The 18,743-nt window shown below is 61.4% G+C and carries 16 protein-coding genes; 5 read left to right on the top strand and 11 right to left on the bottom strand.

The annotated features are described in order from the left end of the window. Window positions 1-3 precede the first annotated feature (3 nt). Window positions 4-1,104 (bottom strand): polyamine ABC transporter substrate-binding protein, encoded by a 1,101-nt coding sequence (locus AB4Y40_RS38180; RefSeq protein ID WP_368692265.1) that lies wholly within the window; start codon window positions 1,102-1,104, stop codon window positions 4-6. 45 nt (window positions 1,105-1,149) lie between these two features. Continuing rightward, window positions 1,150-2,127, bottom strand: a complete 978-nt coding sequence (gene speB, locus AB4Y40_RS38175) for an agmatinase (protein ID WP_368692264.1) — start codon at window positions 2,125-2,127, stop codon at window positions 1,150-1,152. 170 nt (window positions 2,128-2,297) lie between these two features. On the opposite strand from speB, the gene AB4Y40_RS38170 reads away from it, so the two are divergent. From AB4Y40_RS38170 to AB4Y40_RS38150, 5 genes are all read left to right on the top strand, one after another. Continuing rightward, window positions 2,298-3,182 carry a LysR family transcriptional regulator gene (locus AB4Y40_RS38170; RefSeq protein WP_368692263.1) on the top strand — a complete coding sequence of 295 codons (885 nt, stop codon included), beginning with the start codon at window positions 2,298-2,300 and terminating at the stop codon, window positions 3,180-3,182. Window positions 3,183-3,316: 134 nt separating this feature from the next. Beyond that, window positions 3,317-4,375, top strand: a complete 1,059-nt coding sequence (locus AB4Y40_RS38165; protein ID WP_368692262.1) for a LacI family DNA-binding transcriptional regulator — start codon at window positions 3,317-3,319, stop codon at window positions 4,373-4,375. 91 nt (window positions 4,376-4,466) lie between these two features. Beyond that, complete coding sequence (locus AB4Y40_RS38160) at window positions 4,467-5,825, top strand: sugar MFS transporter (protein ID WP_368692261.1); 1,359 nt, start codon at window positions 4,467-4,469, stop codon at window positions 5,823-5,825. Beyond that, entirely contained in the window at window positions 5,822-6,988 is a 1,167-nt protein-coding gene (locus AB4Y40_RS38155; protein WP_368692260.1) for an ADP-ribosylglycohydrolase family protein, read from the top strand. Before AB4Y40_RS38160 ends, AB4Y40_RS38155 begins: the two co-directional genes overlap by 4 nt. Window positions 6,989-7,161: 173 nt before the next feature. Continuing rightward, entirely contained in the window at window positions 7,162-8,304 is a 1,143-nt protein-coding gene (locus tag AB4Y40_RS38150) for a porin (RefSeq protein ID WP_368692259.1), read from the top strand. A gap of 261 nt (window positions 8,305-8,565) precedes the next feature. Here the strand turns inward: AB4Y40_RS38150 and xylB are convergent, their stop codons facing one another. The 9 genes from xylB to AB4Y40_RS38105 form a co-directional block, all read right to left on the bottom strand. Further along, window positions 8,566-10,026: a xylulokinase gene (gene xylB, locus AB4Y40_RS38145; RefSeq protein ID WP_368692258.1), complete on the bottom strand. Its 1,461-nt coding sequence runs from the start codon at window positions 10,024-10,026 to the stop codon at window positions 8,566-8,568. A 47-nt stretch (window positions 10,027-10,073) separates the two neighbouring features. Then, window positions 10,074-10,967 (bottom strand): helix-turn-helix domain-containing protein, encoded by an 894-nt coding sequence (locus AB4Y40_RS38140; protein WP_368692257.1) that lies wholly within the window; start codon window positions 10,965-10,967, stop codon window positions 10,074-10,076. Between the two features lie 54 nt (window positions 10,968-11,021). Beyond that, the gene (locus AB4Y40_RS38135; RefSeq protein ID WP_368692256.1) at window positions 11,022-12,191 is read right to left on the bottom strand and encodes an ABC transporter ATP-binding protein; all 1,170 of its coding nucleotides are present in this window, start codon (window positions 12,189-12,191) and stop codon (window positions 11,022-11,024) included. Between the two features lie 3 nt (window positions 12,192-12,194). After that, window positions 12,195-13,229, bottom strand: coding sequence for an NAD(P)-dependent alcohol dehydrogenase (locus AB4Y40_RS38130; RefSeq protein ID WP_368692255.1), 1,035 nt, complete (start codon window positions 13,227-13,229; stop codon window positions 12,195-12,197). A gap of 10 nt (window positions 13,230-13,239) precedes the next feature. Further along, window positions 13,240-14,052: a carbohydrate ABC transporter permease gene (locus AB4Y40_RS38125; RefSeq protein ID WP_028207513.1), complete on the bottom strand. Its 813-nt coding sequence runs from the start codon at window positions 14,050-14,052 to the stop codon at window positions 13,240-13,242. Further along, window positions 14,040-14,918: a carbohydrate ABC transporter permease gene (locus AB4Y40_RS38120; RefSeq protein ID WP_368692254.1), complete on the bottom strand. Its 879-nt coding sequence runs from the start codon at window positions 14,916-14,918 to the stop codon at window positions 14,040-14,042. Before AB4Y40_RS38120 ends, AB4Y40_RS38125 begins: the two co-directional genes overlap by 13 nt. Window positions 14,919-15,012: 94 nt before the next feature. Next, window positions 15,013-16,284 carry a sugar ABC transporter substrate-binding protein gene (locus AB4Y40_RS38115; protein WP_368692253.1) on the bottom strand — a complete coding sequence of 424 codons (1,272 nt, stop codon included), beginning with the start codon at window positions 16,282-16,284 and terminating at the stop codon, window positions 15,013-15,015. A gap of 435 nt (window positions 16,285-16,719) precedes the next feature. Beyond that, entirely contained in the window at window positions 16,720-17,712 is a 993-nt protein-coding gene (locus AB4Y40_RS38110) for a MurR/RpiR family transcriptional regulator (RefSeq protein ID WP_368692252.1), read from the bottom strand. Then, on the bottom strand, window positions 17,648-18,733 hold the full coding sequence (locus AB4Y40_RS38105; protein WP_368692251.1) for a C45 family autoproteolytic acyltransferase/hydolase: 1,086 nt from the start codon (window positions 18,731-18,733) through the stop codon (window positions 17,648-17,650). The genes AB4Y40_RS38110 and AB4Y40_RS38105 overlap by 65 nt, the downstream gene beginning before the upstream one ends. Between the last annotated feature and the right edge of the window lie 10 nt (window positions 18,734-18,743).

Here is an 18,743-nt window from a genome sequence, read left to right as displayed (position 1 = left end):
ACCTTAGCGGCCGTCCTTCAACTGCGACCAAAGACGCGTTTCCAGACGCTTGATTGCAGCGGGCAGCGGTTGTTGCATGAACAGCGTTGCAAGGACCTCTGGCTTCGGATAAACCATCGGGTCGTCGAGCAATTCAGTTTTGACGAACTTCGAAGCGGCGCTGTCGGCGTTCGGGTAGTAAATCGTGTTGGTAATCGTTGCGTGAACTTCAGGCCGCTCGATGTAGTTGATCCACTTGAGCGCGGCCTCCGGATGAGGCGCGTCCTTCGGAATCGCCATCATCTGGAACGAGACAGGCGCACCGCTCTTCGGTATGAAGTACGCCAGCTGGATGTCTTTGTGTGCCTCGCGCACGCGGCTTGCAGCCATTTTGACGTCGCCCGACCAACTCACCCCGAAGCAGATGTCTCCGCCGGCGAGGTCGTTGATCCATGAATAGAGGGCGAATTGCGTCACATAGGGGCGAATGCTTTTCAGCAATTCATAGGCGGCCTGATAGTCAGCCGGATTGTGACTGTTCGGATCCTTGCCGAGATAGTGCAGGGCGATGGAAAACATGTCGGTCGGCGAGTCGAGCAGCGAGACGCCGCAGCTCTTCAACTTGCTCAGGTATTCCGGCTTGAACAGTATGTCCCAGTTGTCGAGCGCCACGGAAGGCCCGAGTACCTTGCGAACCTGGCTGACGTTGTACGCGAGGCCGGTCGTGCCCCATGCCCAGGGCACGCCGTATTGATGTCCCGGGTCCGCCGCGTCGGTCAGTTTCAGCAATTGTGGATCCAGATTGGCAAGGTTCGGCAGCCTGGACTTGTCCAGTTTCAAGTAGATCCCCGCGGCCGCTTGCGCGCCGAGGTAGCTCGACGAAGGCACGACGATGTCGTAGCCAGACGAACCGGTAAGCAGCTTCGCCTGCAACGTATCGTCGCTATCGAACACGTCGTAGCGGACGTGGATGCCGGTCTCCTTCTCGAAGTTTGGTACGGTATCCTTAGCGATAAAATCGTCCCAGTTGTAGACGTTGAGTGTGTTCTCGTCTGCAAGCGCTGTCGTCGCGAATGCACAGCAGGTGAGCAAGGCGAGCGCTATTCGTAAATGCGGTGCTGGCATGATGTCTCCGATAGGGTCTATGGTCGTTATAGTGAGTTGGCGCGCTCAGGGGCGGCGTTGCTTGCGCATAAGGAACAGAATGTCGGCCGCGAGATGCGCCGCCGCGAGCGCGGTGATATCGCTCTGATCGTAGGACGGCGCCACTTCCACGACGTCGGCGCCGACAAGGTGAATCCCGTCCAGCTCGCGCACGATCTCCAGTGCCTGCGCCGAGGAGAGTCCGCCCGCAACCGGCGTGCCGGTGCCCGGGGCGAAGGCAGGATCGAGACAGTCGATATCGAAGGTCAGATACGCGGGGGCATCGCCTGCCACCTCGAAGATCTGGTCGACCACAGCTGCCGTGCCGTGACGATGCACCCAGGGGGCATCGAGTACGCGCACACCCATGAAGTCGCTGTTCCAGGTCCGGATGCCGACCTGAACCGACCGCGCAGGATCGATCAGGCCTTCGCGGATCGCCTTGTAGAACATCGTGCCGTGATTGAGGGAATTCGCGTCGTCATCGGGCCATGTGTCGCAATGCGCGTCGAAATGAATCAGCCCTAGGGGGCGGCCGAAACGTTCGACATGCGCGATCAGCAGGGGGTATGTGATGTAGTGGTCGCCGCCCAGCGTCAGCATCTTGGCCCCTGAGGCGAGGATAGTGCGGGCGTGAGCCGCAATGGCTTCGCGGATCGTCCACGGCCGATGCGCATCGAACCAGCAATCGCCGTAGTCGATCACGTTCAGTGCGTCGAGCGGCGCAAGCCCCCACGGATAAATGCCCAACTCGGCCAGTTGGACCGAGGCCGCACGCACGGCGGCGGGGCCGAGGCGCGCGCCGGAACGGTAGGTCGTTGCAAGGTCGAGCGGTACACCGGAAATGGCAACGTCGACGCCAGTGAGATCACGGCTATAGGGGCGCCGCAAGAATGACAGCGGTCCGGCGTAGGTCGGCGAAGCGGGGTCTTGCTGCTGCGGCGAACTCTTGCCTGCTTGCGCGGATTCAGTGGTGAATGGGTCTTTTTGGAAGGCAGAGGTCATGATCTCGGTATGTAAGGTGCCAGTAAATCGATACGACTTGTCGTCTCATTCAGGCCGAATGCCATAAGCGCTATGATTCGCCGGACACAATTGATATAAAAGCGAAGGATTTTTCTGGAACTATCGATTTCGTTCATACCTCGATGCGCAGACTCCCACCTCTCCAGGCATTGCTGGCCTTCGATTCGGCGGCCCGACTGGGCTCGTTCACACGTGCGGCTCAGGAACTGTCGCTGACCCAGTCGGCGATTAGCCATCAGATCCTTCAACTCGAGGAATGGACTGGGCAATCTCTCTTCTTGCGTGTGGGCCGGGGCGTCGTGTTGACCGCGGCCGGCAAGCTGTTTGCGCAGACGGTGGCCGACGCGCTCGCGCTGCTGAGCGACGGCCGCGAGCGGATCGAGCCGTATGGCAACCCCGATTCGGTGCTGCTCTATTGCCCGCCGGAATTTGCCTCGGGCTGGCTGATTCCGCGCATGGGCGAACTGACGGCCGCGATGCCGAACGTCGAGATCTGGCTGGTGACCGATATGGAAGTAACCGAGATCGACCGGGTCGACATCGATCTCGTGGTATCGGCCAAGCCGATCAAGTCGCCGGATGTCGAATGCCTGCGGCTGATGGAACAAGAAAAAGTGGCAATCTGCGGACCCGCGACTGCGCGCCGGCTGTATCACGCGCCGTTTCCCGAGGTGCTGGCGCGTGCACCGCTGCTCGTGCACGAACAGTCACAGGAATGGGCACCCTGGTTGCCCGAACTGCGGCGCAGCGGTTTGCAAACCCGGCGCGTAATGACGAGTGCCGATCCGCATCTGCTCTTGGCGGCTGCGGAACGGGAGGCCGGCATTGCCATGGTCTCGCAGCTGTTCGCGAGCGAAGCGCTGGCGCAACAGCGCGTGTGCCGCCTGCCACAGGTGCCACGGATCGCAATGCCGCCTCTGTGGCTAATGAAATCGAAGCTGCCTGCACGCTCAACGGCGGTCGAGCCCGCCTTCCGATGGATTGCCTCGGCTTGCGGTGCTCGCGTCGATGATGGTGCCACCCCGATGCAGTGATTTTCCACTGCATCGAGCATCGCGGCGCGCGAGATCAACAGATCGACTCACGTTTTCCCTACTGCATGTTGATCATCGAAGTATCTGTGGTATCGTTCCCAAATCAAAGCTGATAGGCGAACAGGAGACCAGCCATGGAGTCCCTCAACGGACGCAGGCCGACCGTCATCGACGTAGCGAAGCGTGCAGGGGTCTCCAAAAGTACGGCGGCTCGGGTGCTGTCGGACGCGCCCAACATTTCCGATTCGGCGAGAGAGCAGGTGCTGCTGGCTGCGAAAGCGCTGGGCTACACGCGCAATGAACTGGCGGTCAGCATGCGGTCGGGCCGCAGCGGCATGCTGGGCCTCGTCTTGCCGGACATCGCGAATCCATTTTGGGGCGAGGTTGCGCGGGGTGCGCAGGACCGGGCTGCGGATGCAGGTGTTTCCATCCTGATTTTTTCGTCCAACTGGAGCGCGGAAAAAGAAAAGATGCATTTGAGCACCATGATGCAGGCGCGTGTCGATGGCGCGATCATCAATCCAGTCGCAGACGAACTCGGCGATTTCGAGCGTTTTGGATTGCCTTGCATCATGATTGGATCGAGTGCTGAGCGGTTTCCCGACAGTGCTTCGGTCGGCTCGGACATTGCACAAGGCGTGGGTCTCGGCATGAATTATCTGCGCTCCAAAGGCCATCTTCGGCCCGCCCTCATCGTCGGACAGCGCACGCGCCTTGCTCGTGCGAGGTTCTTACGCGCGGTACACGAACACTGCATCAAGCATGACATCGATCCTGTCACGCTGCCCGTGGAAGATGCCGACTACACGACGGAAGGCGGCGCACTCGCTATGCGACGTCTGGTGGAGCGGCATGAGGGTGGACATCTATGTGTGTTCGCCGCGAACGACCTCATGGCGCTCGGGGCGATGGGCGCCGTTCGAGAGGCGGGTTTGCATTGTCCACAAGATGTGTCGATTCTTGGCTTCGACGGCATTCAAGCGGGCGCATTCGCGTGGCCAGGACTCACAACAATAGAAAAACCCGCTCGTCAGATCGGCGCCGAGGCCGTCGCACAACTTCTTAAACGCGATGTCGAAGCAGCCCACGGTACGCGGATTTATCTGCCATGCACCTTAACTGAACGCGGATCGATTGCCGATCTGCATCGCAAATCGATGCGCGACTCCGCGGCATCAGGGGAGAGGCGCTGAGCCGCGAGGCCATCGATATATTTTTTCCGCAAAATGGGAACGTTCCCATCGCAATGACGAAGCCAAAAACTTATTGAAGGAGACAGGAACCATGTTGACCGCTCACCCAATCGTCCAGCCGCCCGATAGAACATATCTCCGGCCCATGCTGACCATCGGCATGCTGTACTTCGTGACTGGAGCCTTCAGTTGGCTAAACGGGCCTTTGACCGTCTTCGTCAAATTGGCCTTCAGACTGGATGATGTTCAGGCGCTCCTGATTACCGTCGTCTTCTATGTCCCATATTTCGTGTTCGCATTGCCGTATGCCGCTGCGCTGAAGCGGATCGGGATGAAAAGAGGGATGGCGGCGGGCCTGGGCGTCATGTCGATCGGTGCGCTGTCCTTCAGCTGGTTCGTTGGTGCGCACAGCTACCCCGGCGTACTTGCAAGCCTTTTGGTGATCGGAACGGGGCTGTCCCTGATGCAGACCGCCTACAACCCGTACGTCAGCATTCTGGGACCGATCGACAGCGCGGCGCGGCGTGTGGCTACGATGGGAATCTGCAACAAGACCGCCGGTATCCTTGCGCCCTACGTATTCGGCGCATTGGTCATGGGGGGCGTGGGCGAATTCGTCAGCCGGGTCAAAGCGGCGCCGACAGCAGCACATGCCGACGCTCTGCTCAACGCATTTGCCGCCAGATTGCACGGTCCGTATCTCACGCTCGCGGCCATTCTCGCGGTACTCGCCGTTTTCATCGCGTTTTCGTCTCTCCCCGACATCAAGCCATCGGAAGTCAATGTCGCTGAGCGCGGTAGTCATTCCGCACGCAGCATCTTTTCATTTCCTCATCTTTGGTTGGGAGTGCTTTGCATCTTCACGTACATCGGCGCAGAAGTGCTGGCAGGTGACGCGATCGGCCTATACGGGCAGAGCTTGAACTTGCCGCTCGACGCAACCAAACATTTCACGTCTTATACGATGTCCGCGATGCTCGTTGGCTACCTGGTCGGGCTCGTTCTCGTGCCGCGCTTCATCTCGCAGCAGCGCTATCTGGTCGTTTCCGCACTGATTGGCGTGCTGCTCAGCGCTTGCGCCTATGTCTCCGACGGCTATACGTCGATTGCGTTCATCGCTGCACTGGGCTTCGCGCACGCGATGATGTGGCCGGCGATCTTTCCGCTCGCGATCAAAGGCCTGGGCCGGTTTACCGAAACCGGATCGGCATTGTTGATTATGGGAATCGTGGGTGGCGCCGTGATGCCCCAACTCTTCGCACACCTGAAGCGCGTGTATGACTTTCAGTTTGTGTACATGGTGCTAACCGTGTCGTGCTACCTGTACATCATGTACTACGGCTTTCACGGCCACATGGCAGGAAAACGTGAGTCGAGAGCAACGAGCAAGTCCGAAACGCAATGGGCCCGACACGGTAGCGACGAAAACGAGAATAAGGAGAACGTATGAGTATTGCCCACCAGTCACTGCAGGACCGAATCCGTGGACTCGTGTACGGGGTCGCGTACGGCGACGCGCTCGGAGCCACGGTCGAGAAGCTTTCGGCGTCGCAAATCCGTGAGCGCTTCGGGCGCGTCACTTCGATCAATACCGAATGGCATCGTGCGAAAGATGACGAAGCGGGCCGCAAGGGGCGCATACGCGGCGGCGGCATTGTCACCGACGACACCTTCATGCTGCTTTCGCTGATGAGTGTGTACAACGAGGTCGGCCGGCACCTCGACGCGTGGGATATGGCCGATGCGATGGTGCGCCAGATCGCCTGGGTTCCGCGCTGGATACCCGAACTGCAGCGCGAGACAGTGCTGATCGAGCGACTGTTTTATCCGGAGAAATGGATCTATCTGCGGCATCAACTCGCTTCCTGCGATCCACGTCAAGGAGGCATCGGGAACATGGTCAACTGCGGAGCGGCCATGTACATCGCGCCGATCGGCGCGATCAACGCCGGCGATCCCAGGGGCGCCTATGACGAAGCGATCGCATTCGCCAGCGGGCATCAGGAGAGCTACGGTCTTGAAGCAGCCGGTGTGCTCGCCAGTGCGGTAGCCGCGGCGTTCGTGCCTGGCGTCGCGATCGAAGCAGTTGTCGAGGCTGCGCTCGACGTCGCCAGGGACGGCACGCGTGCAGCGATTGACGCGATCGCCGATGCCGCTGTGAGGCTGCGTGGCAAAGACTACGAGACGGTGGTTACGGAATTTCACCGGATCATCGGTCGCTACTCGCCGATTGGTGACGATGTCGAGCATACCGCGAGAAAAGCGGGTATTGCCTCCGACGCCTATCGGCCCTCGCGGCGTCTTTCGATCGAAGAATTGCCGCTGGCGCTCGGCTTCATCCTGACGAACTGCGGGGACTTCCATCAGGCGGTCGAGGACGGCATCAATTCAGGGCGCGACACCGATTCGATTGGTGTGATGATCGGAGCGGTGCTGGGGGCGATGCATGGCAGCACCGTGATCGACGAAGGCGTTTGCCGACAACTTGACGAGGTGAACCGACTGGAACTGCTATCCGCTGCCGATTGCTTCGGTCAAACGGTAAAGGCCATCCATGAGGCGGACCGTGCGTTCGCTGAAAAGAAGTTCAAGGTGCGCGCGGACTTGTCCTGAAACGAATAGGGAATCCTCACGCGCCAGGCAAAGAATAGTCAAAGCTGTTGGCGGGGTGGCGGTGTTCAGATCAAGCCAGCCTTTTCCATTATTTAGTAGTGCGACTGACAAAATTAAATCCGGCGAAGCGGCGCAAGCCGATTCGCTTACCAGTCTTATCGGGAGACGACGTCATGAGAGACAATATCCGGGTAGCTGCAATCGCAACCGCAATCCTTGCAATGACCAGCATTGCGCGAGCACAGTCCAGCGTCACGCTCTACGGGATCGTCGACGACGGCCCGAGCTACACGAGCAATGCGGGTGGCCATGCCGGCTGGCAAATGGTCAGCGGAAGCGCGCAGGGAAGTCGTTGGGGTCTAAAGGGAATCGAAGACCTGGGAGGTGGCCTGACGACGATATTCCGGCTCGAGAACGGCTTCAACATCAATAACGGCACGCTCTCGCAGGGCGGACGTGAGTTCGGCCGGCAAGCGTATTTCGGATTGGCTTCGAGCACGCTCGGGACGCTGACCCTGGGTCGGCAGCTCGACATGATCAATGACTATGTGGCGCCAATGACGGCAAACTCGTCGTGGGGCGGTTACGCCTTCTCGCATCCGTTTGATAACGACAATACGGACGGCTCGTTTCGCATCAACAACGCGATCAAGTACACCAGTGCGAACTATCTGGGTCTAAGTTTCGGGGCGACATACGCGTTCAGCAACGCAACGGGTTTCGCGCAGGACCGTGAATACAGCATGGGGGTTCAGTACACGCACGGTCCGCTGGTTATCGCCGGGGCGTACTCGAACGTCAACGGCCTCGGCACCAGCACGAACGGTGCCGTCACGCCCGACACCGCGCCGTTCGTCGCAGATTCCCAGAAGATTGCTGGCGCGGGAATCAAGTACGCTTTCGGCCCTGCGGCGGTCGCCTTCGTTTATACGTATACGGACATCGGCCAACCCGTAAGGAACAACCTCGTCCGCGCAACACTGAACGGCACCAGCTTGAGGTTCAGCAACTACGAAATCAACGGGACATACCAGCTTGCTCCGCAGTTCTCCGTTATGGCGATGTACACCTTTACACATGGCGACTACGCGGCGAGCAGCGGTACCGTCCGCCCGAACTGGAACGAAATTGGCTTGATGGGCGACTACCTGCTATCCAAGCGGACGGACGTGTATGTCCAGGGCGTGTGGCAGCACGTGAGCGGCGTGGCCGATGACATGGGCGGAATGAGCGGGGCGTTGATACTAGGCAGTGCGGGGCAGGCGAGTACGGCTAGCCAGATGCTCGTGCATGTGGGTTTGCGGCACAAATTCTGAGTGTGCGAACCGGTGGGTTGCCGTCAATCGCTCGAGAGAGGGCGCGGCGAGATGGGTGTCGGTGCTACCGTGAGGCCAGACCGATCAACGCTCCCGGCACTACAACGCTCTTCGGTCCTGCCAGCAACGCAGTCCGAATAGCGGCACGAGTGCGTAAGCATGATCGAGCATATCCGACTGCAGGCTTTCATACGGCTCCCAGCGCGTCTCGCCAGCCGGTGTTGATGCGACAGGGTTCCTGCGCGCTGGCACTGGAGCCGTTCAGACGCGAAACCCGGATTTCAACGCCTGATAGAGCCGCCTGTACCGTTCAAGCCGGTCTTCCAGCACGCTCCGAAGTGCTGCCACAGGCTCGTATCGCTCGAGGACAGCGGGCGCTTTGACCACTCCAGCGAGTTCTTCCCGTGTGCACGAGAGACGAGCGAGGCGACTTGCTCCAAGTGCCGCCCCGAGTTCGCTCCCTTCGTTTCGATTGAGTTCGAAGCCGAGCGCGCAAGCGCAGAGTTTGCCCCAGAACGCGCTGCGCGACCCGCCGCCAATGAAGGCGGCCGCGGTGAGCGTCGTTCCCGCTCCCCGCAGCGCCGCATATCCATCCGCCATCGCGAACGCGACGCCTTCCATCACGCTGTACGCGAGATGCTGGGCGCCATGCGCCGAAGTCATCCCGTAGAAGACACCTTTTGCTGCGGCATCGTTGTGCGGCGTCCGCTCCCCGTTCAAATAGGGAAGGAAAATCGGCGCGGCGGCGCTTTGTCCCGAGGGGGCCATCTCGATCAGTTCGGCGACGCTGCTCTTGAGCAGGCCGGACAGCCAGTGCAGGCTCGCGGCCGCGCTGAGGATGACACTCATCTGATGCCACTGTCGCGGCACGCAATGGCAGAATGCATGGACGGCCTGGGCGGGGTTCGGTGCATAGCTCGCGGTCGCGGCGAAGAGTACGCCCGACGTTCCCAGCGACAGGAACGCATCGCCCGGCCGGGCAACGCCGATGCCAACTGCGCTCGCGGCGTTGTCACCGGCGCCGCCACAAACCGTCACGCTGCCATCGAGACCCCACTCGCGCTGAAGGTCTCCCCGCAACTGGGCCGCAGGCTCGCTGCCCTCAACCAGCCGGGGCATGTGCTCCCTCGACAAGCCGGTTGCGTCGAGCATGCGGTCGGACCAGTCGCGTTTTGCGACATCGAGCCATAGCGTCCCCGAGGCGTCGGACATGTCGGATGTAAACTCGCCAGTCAGACGCCATGTGATGTAATCCTTCGGAAGCAGCACTTTTTGCACTGCACGAAAGACGGCTGGCTCGTACTTCGAAAGCCAGAGCAGCTTGGGCGCCGTGAAGCCCGGCATGGCCTGATTTCCGGTGATATCGCGCGAATCGGGCACGAGCGCCTCGAGTTCGACGCACTCCGCGTAGGCGCGCGTGTCACTCCACAGAATCGCCGGACGCAGCACGTTGCCACTGCGATCGAGTAGCGTCGCGCCGTGCATCTGGCCGGAGAGGCCAATTCCGCGCAGCGCCCTGAACGCGCGAGGCTGCTCGCTGCGTAGGGCCGCGACGGCGTCGAGCGTAGCGTTCCACCAGTCCTGGGGACTTTGCTCCGACCACAGGGGGTGAGGGTTCTCGACGCGCAGTCGGGCCCGGCTGCTGGCGATGACGTTCGATTCGGCATCGGTAAGCACAACCTTTACCTCGGACGTGCCGAGGTCGATTCCCAGATAACTCAAAGTGTATTCCCGACGGTGAGCAGGCGGCCGCGCCGCCTGGCATGGTCTCAGGCCGCTGCCTTGTGAGCGTGTGAGGGGGCGTCGTTGAGCCGGTGCAACGCGCGAAACTTCGAAGGCGGAATCCCTTTTTGCGCGAGAAACTGCCGGTTGAAGTTCGATACATTATTGAACCCGACGCGGTAACAGATATCGGTCACGCCCAGATCCGAGCACATGAGCAGTTCGCAGGCTTCGTTGAGGCGCAGCCGGTTCTGATACTGCACAAACGTGCAACCGGTATGCCGCTTGAAGAAGCGCGTAAAGGTGCTGACGCTCATGCTCGACATTTCCGCAACGTCGACTTCACGCAGATTGCCGGCGAGATTCTGCTGGATATAGGACAGCACCTGGTTGATGGTCGACGACATGTAGCGCTGCGCACTGACGTTGTATGCCGGCCCGGCGAGCAGCTTCCTGCTGGTGCAGGCGATCAACTGGTCGAGGATCGACATCAGCAGCATGACGCGGCGCGCACCGTGCGCACCTGAAACCTCCTGCATCACAGGGGCAATGGCGAGGCCGAGTGCGTCCGGAAACTGGATGCCTCGCGACGCCTGATCGATCAGCGCCATCGCAGGGCTGAGTTCGGCGAACGCCGCGACCATCTTTTCGACGGCATCACGCGAGAACTGCAGCACGAGATCGCGAGACGGCACGCTCGCGCCGCCGTCGCTGTCCGTCACCCAGTTGTGAGGCAGATTCGGTCCCGTCAGTACGATGTTGCCAGGATGGAAGTCCCCGATGTAATCCCCCACGAAGAACTTGCCCGACGAGGCACGGATGACGTGCACTTCGTATTCGGGGTGGAAGTGCCATTTCGCAACCGTATGCGGATAGTCGTGCACCCAGGCCCGAAAGGACTCGTCCTGACGGGTATGGACCAATTCGAGATCCGGATTCATTGCTCTCGTCTCCACGGGAATCCTGGCTTCGCGCCCAGGGCGCGTGCATGCACCCTAATGTACTCCCACGCCGGGCGCCGCGTGCAGGCGCGGGGCGGGTACGGGAGCCGCCGCCTCGTCTGCCAGCCCAAGCGACACATTATCCCCCGTCGCGACGTCGAAAACATGCAGATCGTGTTCGCGCAACGCGAGCCTGACGTGATCTCCCGTGTGAGGCTCGGTACTCGCCGGAACCAGCGCGGTGATACGCTCGCCTGAGCAGTCAACGGTAATGAGCGCTTCTGCACCCAACACTTCGACCAGCTCCACAATGCCACTGAGCACGAGGGCATCGTCCGCTTTCACATCATCTGGAATCCATACGAAATTTGGACGGACCGCCAGCTTGATTGCCTGCCCGACCTGCAAGCGCTGAAAGCGGTTCCCGCGTAATTGCCATTGACCGGCGGTTGACGACACGATAAGTCTTTCGCCAGTGCGTTGCACAGAGGCATCCAGAAAGTTCATCGCAGGCGTGCCGATAAAGCCCGCACCAAAAATCGTGCGCGGATACCGGTATAGCTCGGTGGGCGTGCCTTCCTGCTCGATGTGTCCGCCGCGCATCAGAATGACGCGGTCGGCTAGCGTCATCGCCTCGAGCTGGTCGTGCGTCACGTAGACCGTGGTCGTTTTCAGACGCTGATGCAAGCGTTTGATGTCGGTGCGCAGCTGGGCGCGCAACTTGGCGTCGAGGTTCGACAACGGCTCGTCGAACAGGAAGACCGCAGGCGTCTTGATCATCGCCCGGGCGATGGCGGCGCGCTGCTGCTGGCCGCCCGACATGGCGCGCGGCTTGCGTTCGAGCAGCGCATCGAGATTGAGCATGGCGGCTACCTCGCGCACGCGGCAGTCGATCTCGGCCTTCGGCGTTTTGAGGCGCCGCAGGCCGAACGCAATGTTCTCGTACACGCTCATGTGCGGATAGAGCGCGTAGTTCTGAAACACCATCGCGACATTGCGCTCGCGTGCGGGTACGTCGTTCACGACCGTGCCGCCGATCGAGAGGCGGCCCCCCGATATCTCCTCCAGCCCGGCGATCATGCGCAGCATCGTCGACTTGCCGCATCCCGACGGCCCCAGCAGCACGACGAACTCGCCTTCGTCGATGTGCAGGTCGAGCGGATGCAGTACCGGTTGCCCGCCGTCGTACTGCTTCATGAGCCCTTCGCAGACAATAGTCGCCATGATTCAATCCATCTCGATCTGGATCTTCACGTCCTCGGGCCGGCCAGCAGCGGCTTCCTCGAACGCCTTGATGCCGTCTGAAAACGCGAATTTGCGGGAGATGAACGGATTCACGTCGATCATTCCCGAACTGATGAGGGCTAGCGCCCGCGGAAAAATGTTCGCGTAGCGGAACACGGATTCGAGCCGGATCTCCTTTGCCTGCATCGCTACCACGTCGAGCGCGACCGGGCCTGGCGGCATGCCCACCAGCACCGCGCAGCCGCCCGGACACACGAGGTTCAGCAGCGTCTCGAAGACCTTCGCGTTGCCCGAGGCTTCGAACACGACGTCGGCGCCCCAGTCTTCGGTCACCTGGCGCACCACGTCTTCGAGCGATTCCTCTGCGGCATTCACGGTACTCACTGCCGGATTGCCGGCGAAATGGCGCAATTTCTCTTTTACGACGTCGGCGAGGATCACGCGCGACGCGCCGCCCGCGAGCGCCGCGAGCGCCGTCATCGCGCCGATGGTGCCTGCGCCGATCACGACGGCCACGTCGCCGGGCTTCATCGCGGCCTTCGTGGCCGCTTGCAAGCCGATCGACAAGGGCTCGACGATGGCGCCTTGCGCGAACGAGACGTTGTCCGGAAGCCGGTAGGTGAACGCGGCCGGGTGCACTACGTAGGGGGTCAGGCAGCCATGCACGGGGGGAGTGGCCCAGAACCGCACGGCGGGGTCCAGGTTGTAGAGTCCGCGCATGGTGGCGCGCGAATCGAACTGCGGCACGCCGGGTTCCATGCAAACCCGGTCGCCGACTTTCAGGTGGCCGACTTCGGCTCCCACCTCGACGATCGTGCCCGACGCCTCATGACCGAGCACCATCGGCTGCTCGACCTTGAACGGCCCAATGCGGCCGTGCGTGAAGTAGTGCACGTCACTTCCGCACACGCCAACGGTATGAATGCGAACCTTGACATCGCGTGGCCCGATCGCCAGCGGCAAATCGATGTCCCGCAGGCTCAGGCGTCGAGCTTCTTCCAGTACGAGTGCCTTCACAACATTCTCCTTATTTTCCTTTGACCATTGAGTTCAGGAGGCGAATCAGCACGCCCACGAAGATGATTGGCGGCAGGGCGAGCAGAACCGTCGACGCGTTGATCACGCCCCACGGCACTTCCTGGCCGAGCGACGTAAACGCGGATGCGACGACCGGCAGGGTGGCGCTGCGCGACGACGTCAGCGCAAGTCCCATCATCAGTTCGTTCCAGACCAGCACGAAGCTGAAAATGATGCCGCCGAGCAGCGTGTTGCCACAGGTCGGCAACGCAATGCGCCAGAACACCGCGTAGGGTCCATAGCCGTCGAGCGTGGCGGCCTCCTCGATTTCGCGCGGCATGCGCTGGAACACGGGTATCGACAGCCATGTGATGGTGGACAAGGTCGTCAGCAGATAGGTGACGATCATCGAAAAGCGCGTGTCGTACAGACCCAGGTCCACCCAGATCGCGATGAGCGGAATCGCAACCGCGACCGGCGGCAGGAAACGCAGCGACAGCAGAAAGAACTGGATGTCGCGTTTTGCCGGAACGTGAAAACGTGCGATCACATAGGCTGCCGGCACGCCGAGCACCGTGCCCAGGATGACCGCGGTGCCCACGATGACCGAACTGTTCTCCAGTGCGATCAGCACCTCCGGGCTCGAAATCACCTGCCGGTAATTGTCCAGCGTCGGCGTGAAGATGAAACGCGGTGTGGGTGTGACGATATCGAGCAGGTTCTTCAGTGAATTGAGCACCGCCCAAAGGATCGGGAACACCGCCACCACGGCGAGCGCAACGCCGAGCAGCAGGATCGTACTGCGGGAGATCAGTCTTCCCATTTGTTCACCCGCTTCCAGATAAGCGTGAAGATCAAGGTCGTGGCGACCATCATCAGGACCGCCATGCTCGACGCGTACGACACCTTTCCTGCGAGGCCGATTCCCTGGGAGTACGCGTACATGTCCAGCGTTTCGGTGGATACGCCCGGGCCGCCTTTGGTCATCACGTAAATCAGGTCGAACGAGCGCAGCGACTCCACCATCTTGATGAACACAAGACTCATGATCGGCGCCTTGAGCATGGGCAGCGCGATGTATGCATAAACCTGCCAGGTACTGGCATAGTCGAGCCGTGCGGCTTCGAGCGGCTCGGGCGGCAGCGTCTCGAGCAGCTTTAGCACCACCACCGAGAAAAACAGGCCCCATTGCCAGATATCGACCAGCGCGACCGCATAGAGCGCAAGCGCCGGGTCCGAGAGAAAGGCCGTGTTCGTGATGCCAAAGAGGCCGATCAACCAGCTGAGAATGCCATTGAGGGGCGAGTACATGAACTTCCAGATAAACGCCGCGGAAACACGTGGCAACAGCACAGGGATGATCAACAGCACGCTGATGGCGTTGCGCAGCCGGCCGTGCACATGCTCGAACAGATAAATGGCAATGACGATTCCGAGCGCGACCGCGCCGAGCACCGTCACGACCTCCCAGATGGCCGAAACCTCGATGGAGTTGATGAAGCGCCGGTCGGCGGCAAGGCGCACGAAATTGCGCATCCATACGAACTCGCTATCCGGGTAGCGCAGCACGCGATTGCGGAGTGCGAGGTTGATGGCCGCGATGGTCGGCACGAATCCCAGCACCACCATCGCAACGAGAGGCGGCACCAGAAACACGAACGGAAGGCTAGTCTTTCCGCGATTAAACATTCAGCTCTCCAGCTTCGAACACTCGGGAGCGCATCCCGCCGCTCCCGTGCACAGAGGGGACTCGCGCGCCTCGCGCGCGTCCCCGCGCTGCCGCTCACTTGCGCGCATGCTCCATGGCGTCTTGCGCGTACTGGGTCGAATCGTTGAGCGCGCCCTGAATGTCCTTCTGGGTGCCCGTAAAGATTTCCTCGAGCGCCACGCCAAGGTTGTCGCCGATATCCGGCCATTGGGGGCTCGGCCAGAACGTGACCTTCGACACCGGCGTCGTATCTTTCAACCCGGCGAGAATCTGCGGTTTGACATGCTTCTGGAAATAGTCGCTTTCGATCGTGCTCGTGCGGTTGTAGTCGCTGAACACGTTGTCACGCAGGCGTGCCTGCTCCTGATCCTTGCTCGTTGCCCACGCAATGAACTTGCCGGCCGCCTGGCGCGTGCATTCGTCCTTCGCGCCGACCGCAGAAATGGCCAGACCATGCCCGTATGCAGCGGAGGGCAGCGGTGCGGGCGGCCTCACGTAGCCGACCTTGTCGGCGACACTCGACTTGGTGGGGTCTTCCATCCAGTCGGCGAACGGCGTCGACTCGATCATGAACGCCACCTTGCCGGAGCGGAATGCCTCGAGCGCGTTGCTCCAGTCATAGGTAGTGGAGCCCGGCGGCGCATACTTGAAGAGGTCCGTGTAGAGCTGCGTGGCCTTGACGGCAGACGGCGAATTGAATGCGGGTTGCTGCTGCTTGTCGGTCCATGTGCCGCCTTCGGCGAGCATGAACGGCGCCCAGCGCCAGACATTCATGCCGGAGCCGCGCTGGCCTCGGGCAACCCAGCCGTACAGGTTCGGCGGCGCGTTGAGTTTCTTGATGTCGGCAACCAGCTCGTCGAGCGTGCGCGGCACCGGCATATGCGCTTTTTCGAGAATATCCCGGCGATAAAACAGGAAGTCGGAACCACCGATCAGCGGCGCGAAATACGCGACGCCCTGATAGCTCGCGACGGCGCGGCGTCCGGGCAGGAAGTCGTTGTAGTCGGCTTCCTTGGGGTAGTACTTCAGCAGGGGCACGATCCAGCCCGCCGTCGCGAACTCGGAGACATTCGCCTCATCCACGTAGTAGACCTGGTATGAACCGGCGCCGGTCGATGCGTCGAGCCGCGACTTTGCGCGGCGGTCGTTCTCTCCGAAGTAGCTGATCTCGATCTTCGTTCCGGTCTTTTTCTCGTAGTCCGGCAAGGACTTTTCCATCACGGTGAGGCCGAGACTTTTCTGCGCGAGCACCTTGATGACCGGAACATTGCACGACTGCGCGACTGACACGACAGGCAGGGTCGCGCCCAGCAACGCACACAGTGCGGAATAGTGGAACCTTTTCACTGCCGTCTCCTGAAAGGTTTTAGTTCGAGTGGTTGTTATCGGCCGGTGGAGTTTGCGTGCCGGTAGATAGCGAGCGTAAGTTAGCACCGGCCTGGCGAGCCAGCCACGCCAAAACGGGGCAGCGCTTCTGTACTTTTTGCTCAGTTTTTGTGTGCAGCGCAAAATTTTGTGTCGAACCAGGTTGGATTGGGAAACCATGGCTGTATGCGTTCTGGGAGATCGCGACACCTGTTCGATGGGTGGTTCAGGAATGGCCGCGCGTGCAACTTTCGGCTTGATCATGCGAGGAATCCTCGCGGCATTGATCGAAAGTAGACCTATGTAATTTAATTATTCGCGAGGATCGAATCCGTAGATGTCCGCCTTCTCAAGGGGAAGCGGGAAGATGAGGCCGCTCAGCGCTTTTCGTCGCGAACTCGCACGGCCGAAATTCCGTCAATCACGCTCGATACCCAAGGCCGAAATCAGGCGCTCGCGCCGTGACAGCGCCTCCAGCGAGCGCTTGCCAAGATGCGTCGCGACGAGGTTGAGCAAGCCTTCGCAAAAGATCAGATATGCGCCCATGCTGTTGCTGAAGAAACTGCTCTCATGCGGAATCAGAAAGGCGTGACGTGCGGGCGGCACGAGCGGGGAGGCGAGCGTATCCGTGATCGCGATCACGGTCATGCCGGCCTCGGCGGCTGCTACAGCGGCCTCGGCGACGCTGCGCGTATAGGGTGCTACGCTCGTCACGACGACTACATCGCCAGGCTGCAACTGTGCGAGTCCTTCAGCGACGCCGAGCCCCTGCGCATCGAGCAGCGCGACATCGGTGCGGATCATGCCGAGGCCGTAGCACAGGAAACTCGCAAGCGCGCTGAACTGCCGCAAACCATGCACGCGCACGCGCGGCGCGTCGGCGAGCAAGGTCGACGCGCTACGCAGATCGACGGGCGACAGCCGCGCGAGGAACGTCTCGACATTGCCAATCGATTCATGTGCGAGTTGCGCGACGACATCGACTTCAGGCGAACCCGCGCCAACGGTGCCAGCAGGCGCGCCAGCTTTCTGCCCGGACACGAGCCGTTCCGCCTGATGCGTGTAGAAATGCCGATGCTGCTGCGCGAGAGAGTCACGGAACACGCTCTGGAAGTCCGCGAAGCCGGTGTAGCCGAGCTTCGTAGTCAGGCGCGTCAGTGTGGACGCGTTCACGTCGAGCGCCGTTGCGAGATCCGTGATCGTGCGCACGGCCACTTCCTCCGGTCGCTCGAGCAGCCACGCCAGCACCGCATGCGCCTTGCCGCCGAGCGATAACCCCGCCTCGGCGCGGCCGATGCGCACCACCAGATCGCGCAGCCCAGCGACGCTGCGCGGCGCGCTCGCTTCAGGCGCGCTCGCCTCTTCCTTGTGCACCAGTTTGCGGCGCTTCGTGCGTGGGTTTGTGTCCATTGATCAATTGGTAGCGGGGCGGCGACCCAGGCTGTTCATAAACGTCCCATTCTATGTGAGACGCCGCGATCACGATATCGGCGGTTGCGAGCGTATTTTCGTCGTCGGGATCATCGGGGTCGGCGCGATAGATCGGCAGCGACGCGTCGTCGGTGTCGGCAAGGATGGCGAGCGGATTGGGCGCGCGGCCAGCTTCGAGCGCGTCGTGCAATAGCGCATCGCCACGTGTCTGCCGGTGCTGCGACGAATCCGTCACGACCTGGGCGAAACCCCGCATGGACGGATGAATCGCATGATTCGCGTGCACCGACGGCTGCGCGATCTCCTGCACGGAACAACCGCGCGCGCTGTACTCGACGCTCAGCAACGCGGCGCTCGCGCAATGCGCAAGCGTCAGATGGAACCCGCCCGCGCGCGGGTTGTCGCGCACCACGGCAACAGCCGCATCGAGATCGCGCGTATCCAGCACGGCGCGCGTGAGCACCATACGCGGCACGCCGGCTTCTATCTGGCGTGCTCGCAGATTGTTCACGGTGACGGCGAGCCCGGCGTCCGTCACGGCAAACGTGTGGCCCGGCAGCGAGCCCGGATACACAAAGGCCGCAAAACCCGGGCTGCCGTCGATACGGCACGCGGCAATCGCACAATGTCCCGCGAAGCCGGGATCGCCGTCTTCGTTGTGACAGATGCGCCGGCGATCGACGCAAGGCAACTGCACGGTCGTGCAGCCATCGGGCGACGCGGCCCAAACATCGCCGCGACAGTTCCAGAGGAACACCTCCTCGAAGGGCAGGCCGAGACCCACGGCCAGCCCCTGCAGTTCCGCCCAGATACGCGGAAAGCGCTGCTGCGTATGCGCAGCGAGGCCGGCGGCGAGCGGCGTGCCTCTCCACTGCATCACGTCACGCCAGGCCGCCGAGTGCACCAGATGACGATGCACGGCCAACGCGCCAAAGCGCCCCAGCGCCTCGCCCGCGTCGAACGGCGAGCCGGAAATTTCGATGAATGCAGTTGCAGGCATGAGTGCGGGA

It is taken from the genome of Paraburkholderia sp. EG287B (assembly GCF_040965595.1).
Lineage (GTDB): Bacteria > Pseudomonadota > Gammaproteobacteria > Burkholderiales > Burkholderiaceae > Paraburkholderia.
This window is presented reverse-complemented; position numbering and strand designations above follow the sequence as displayed.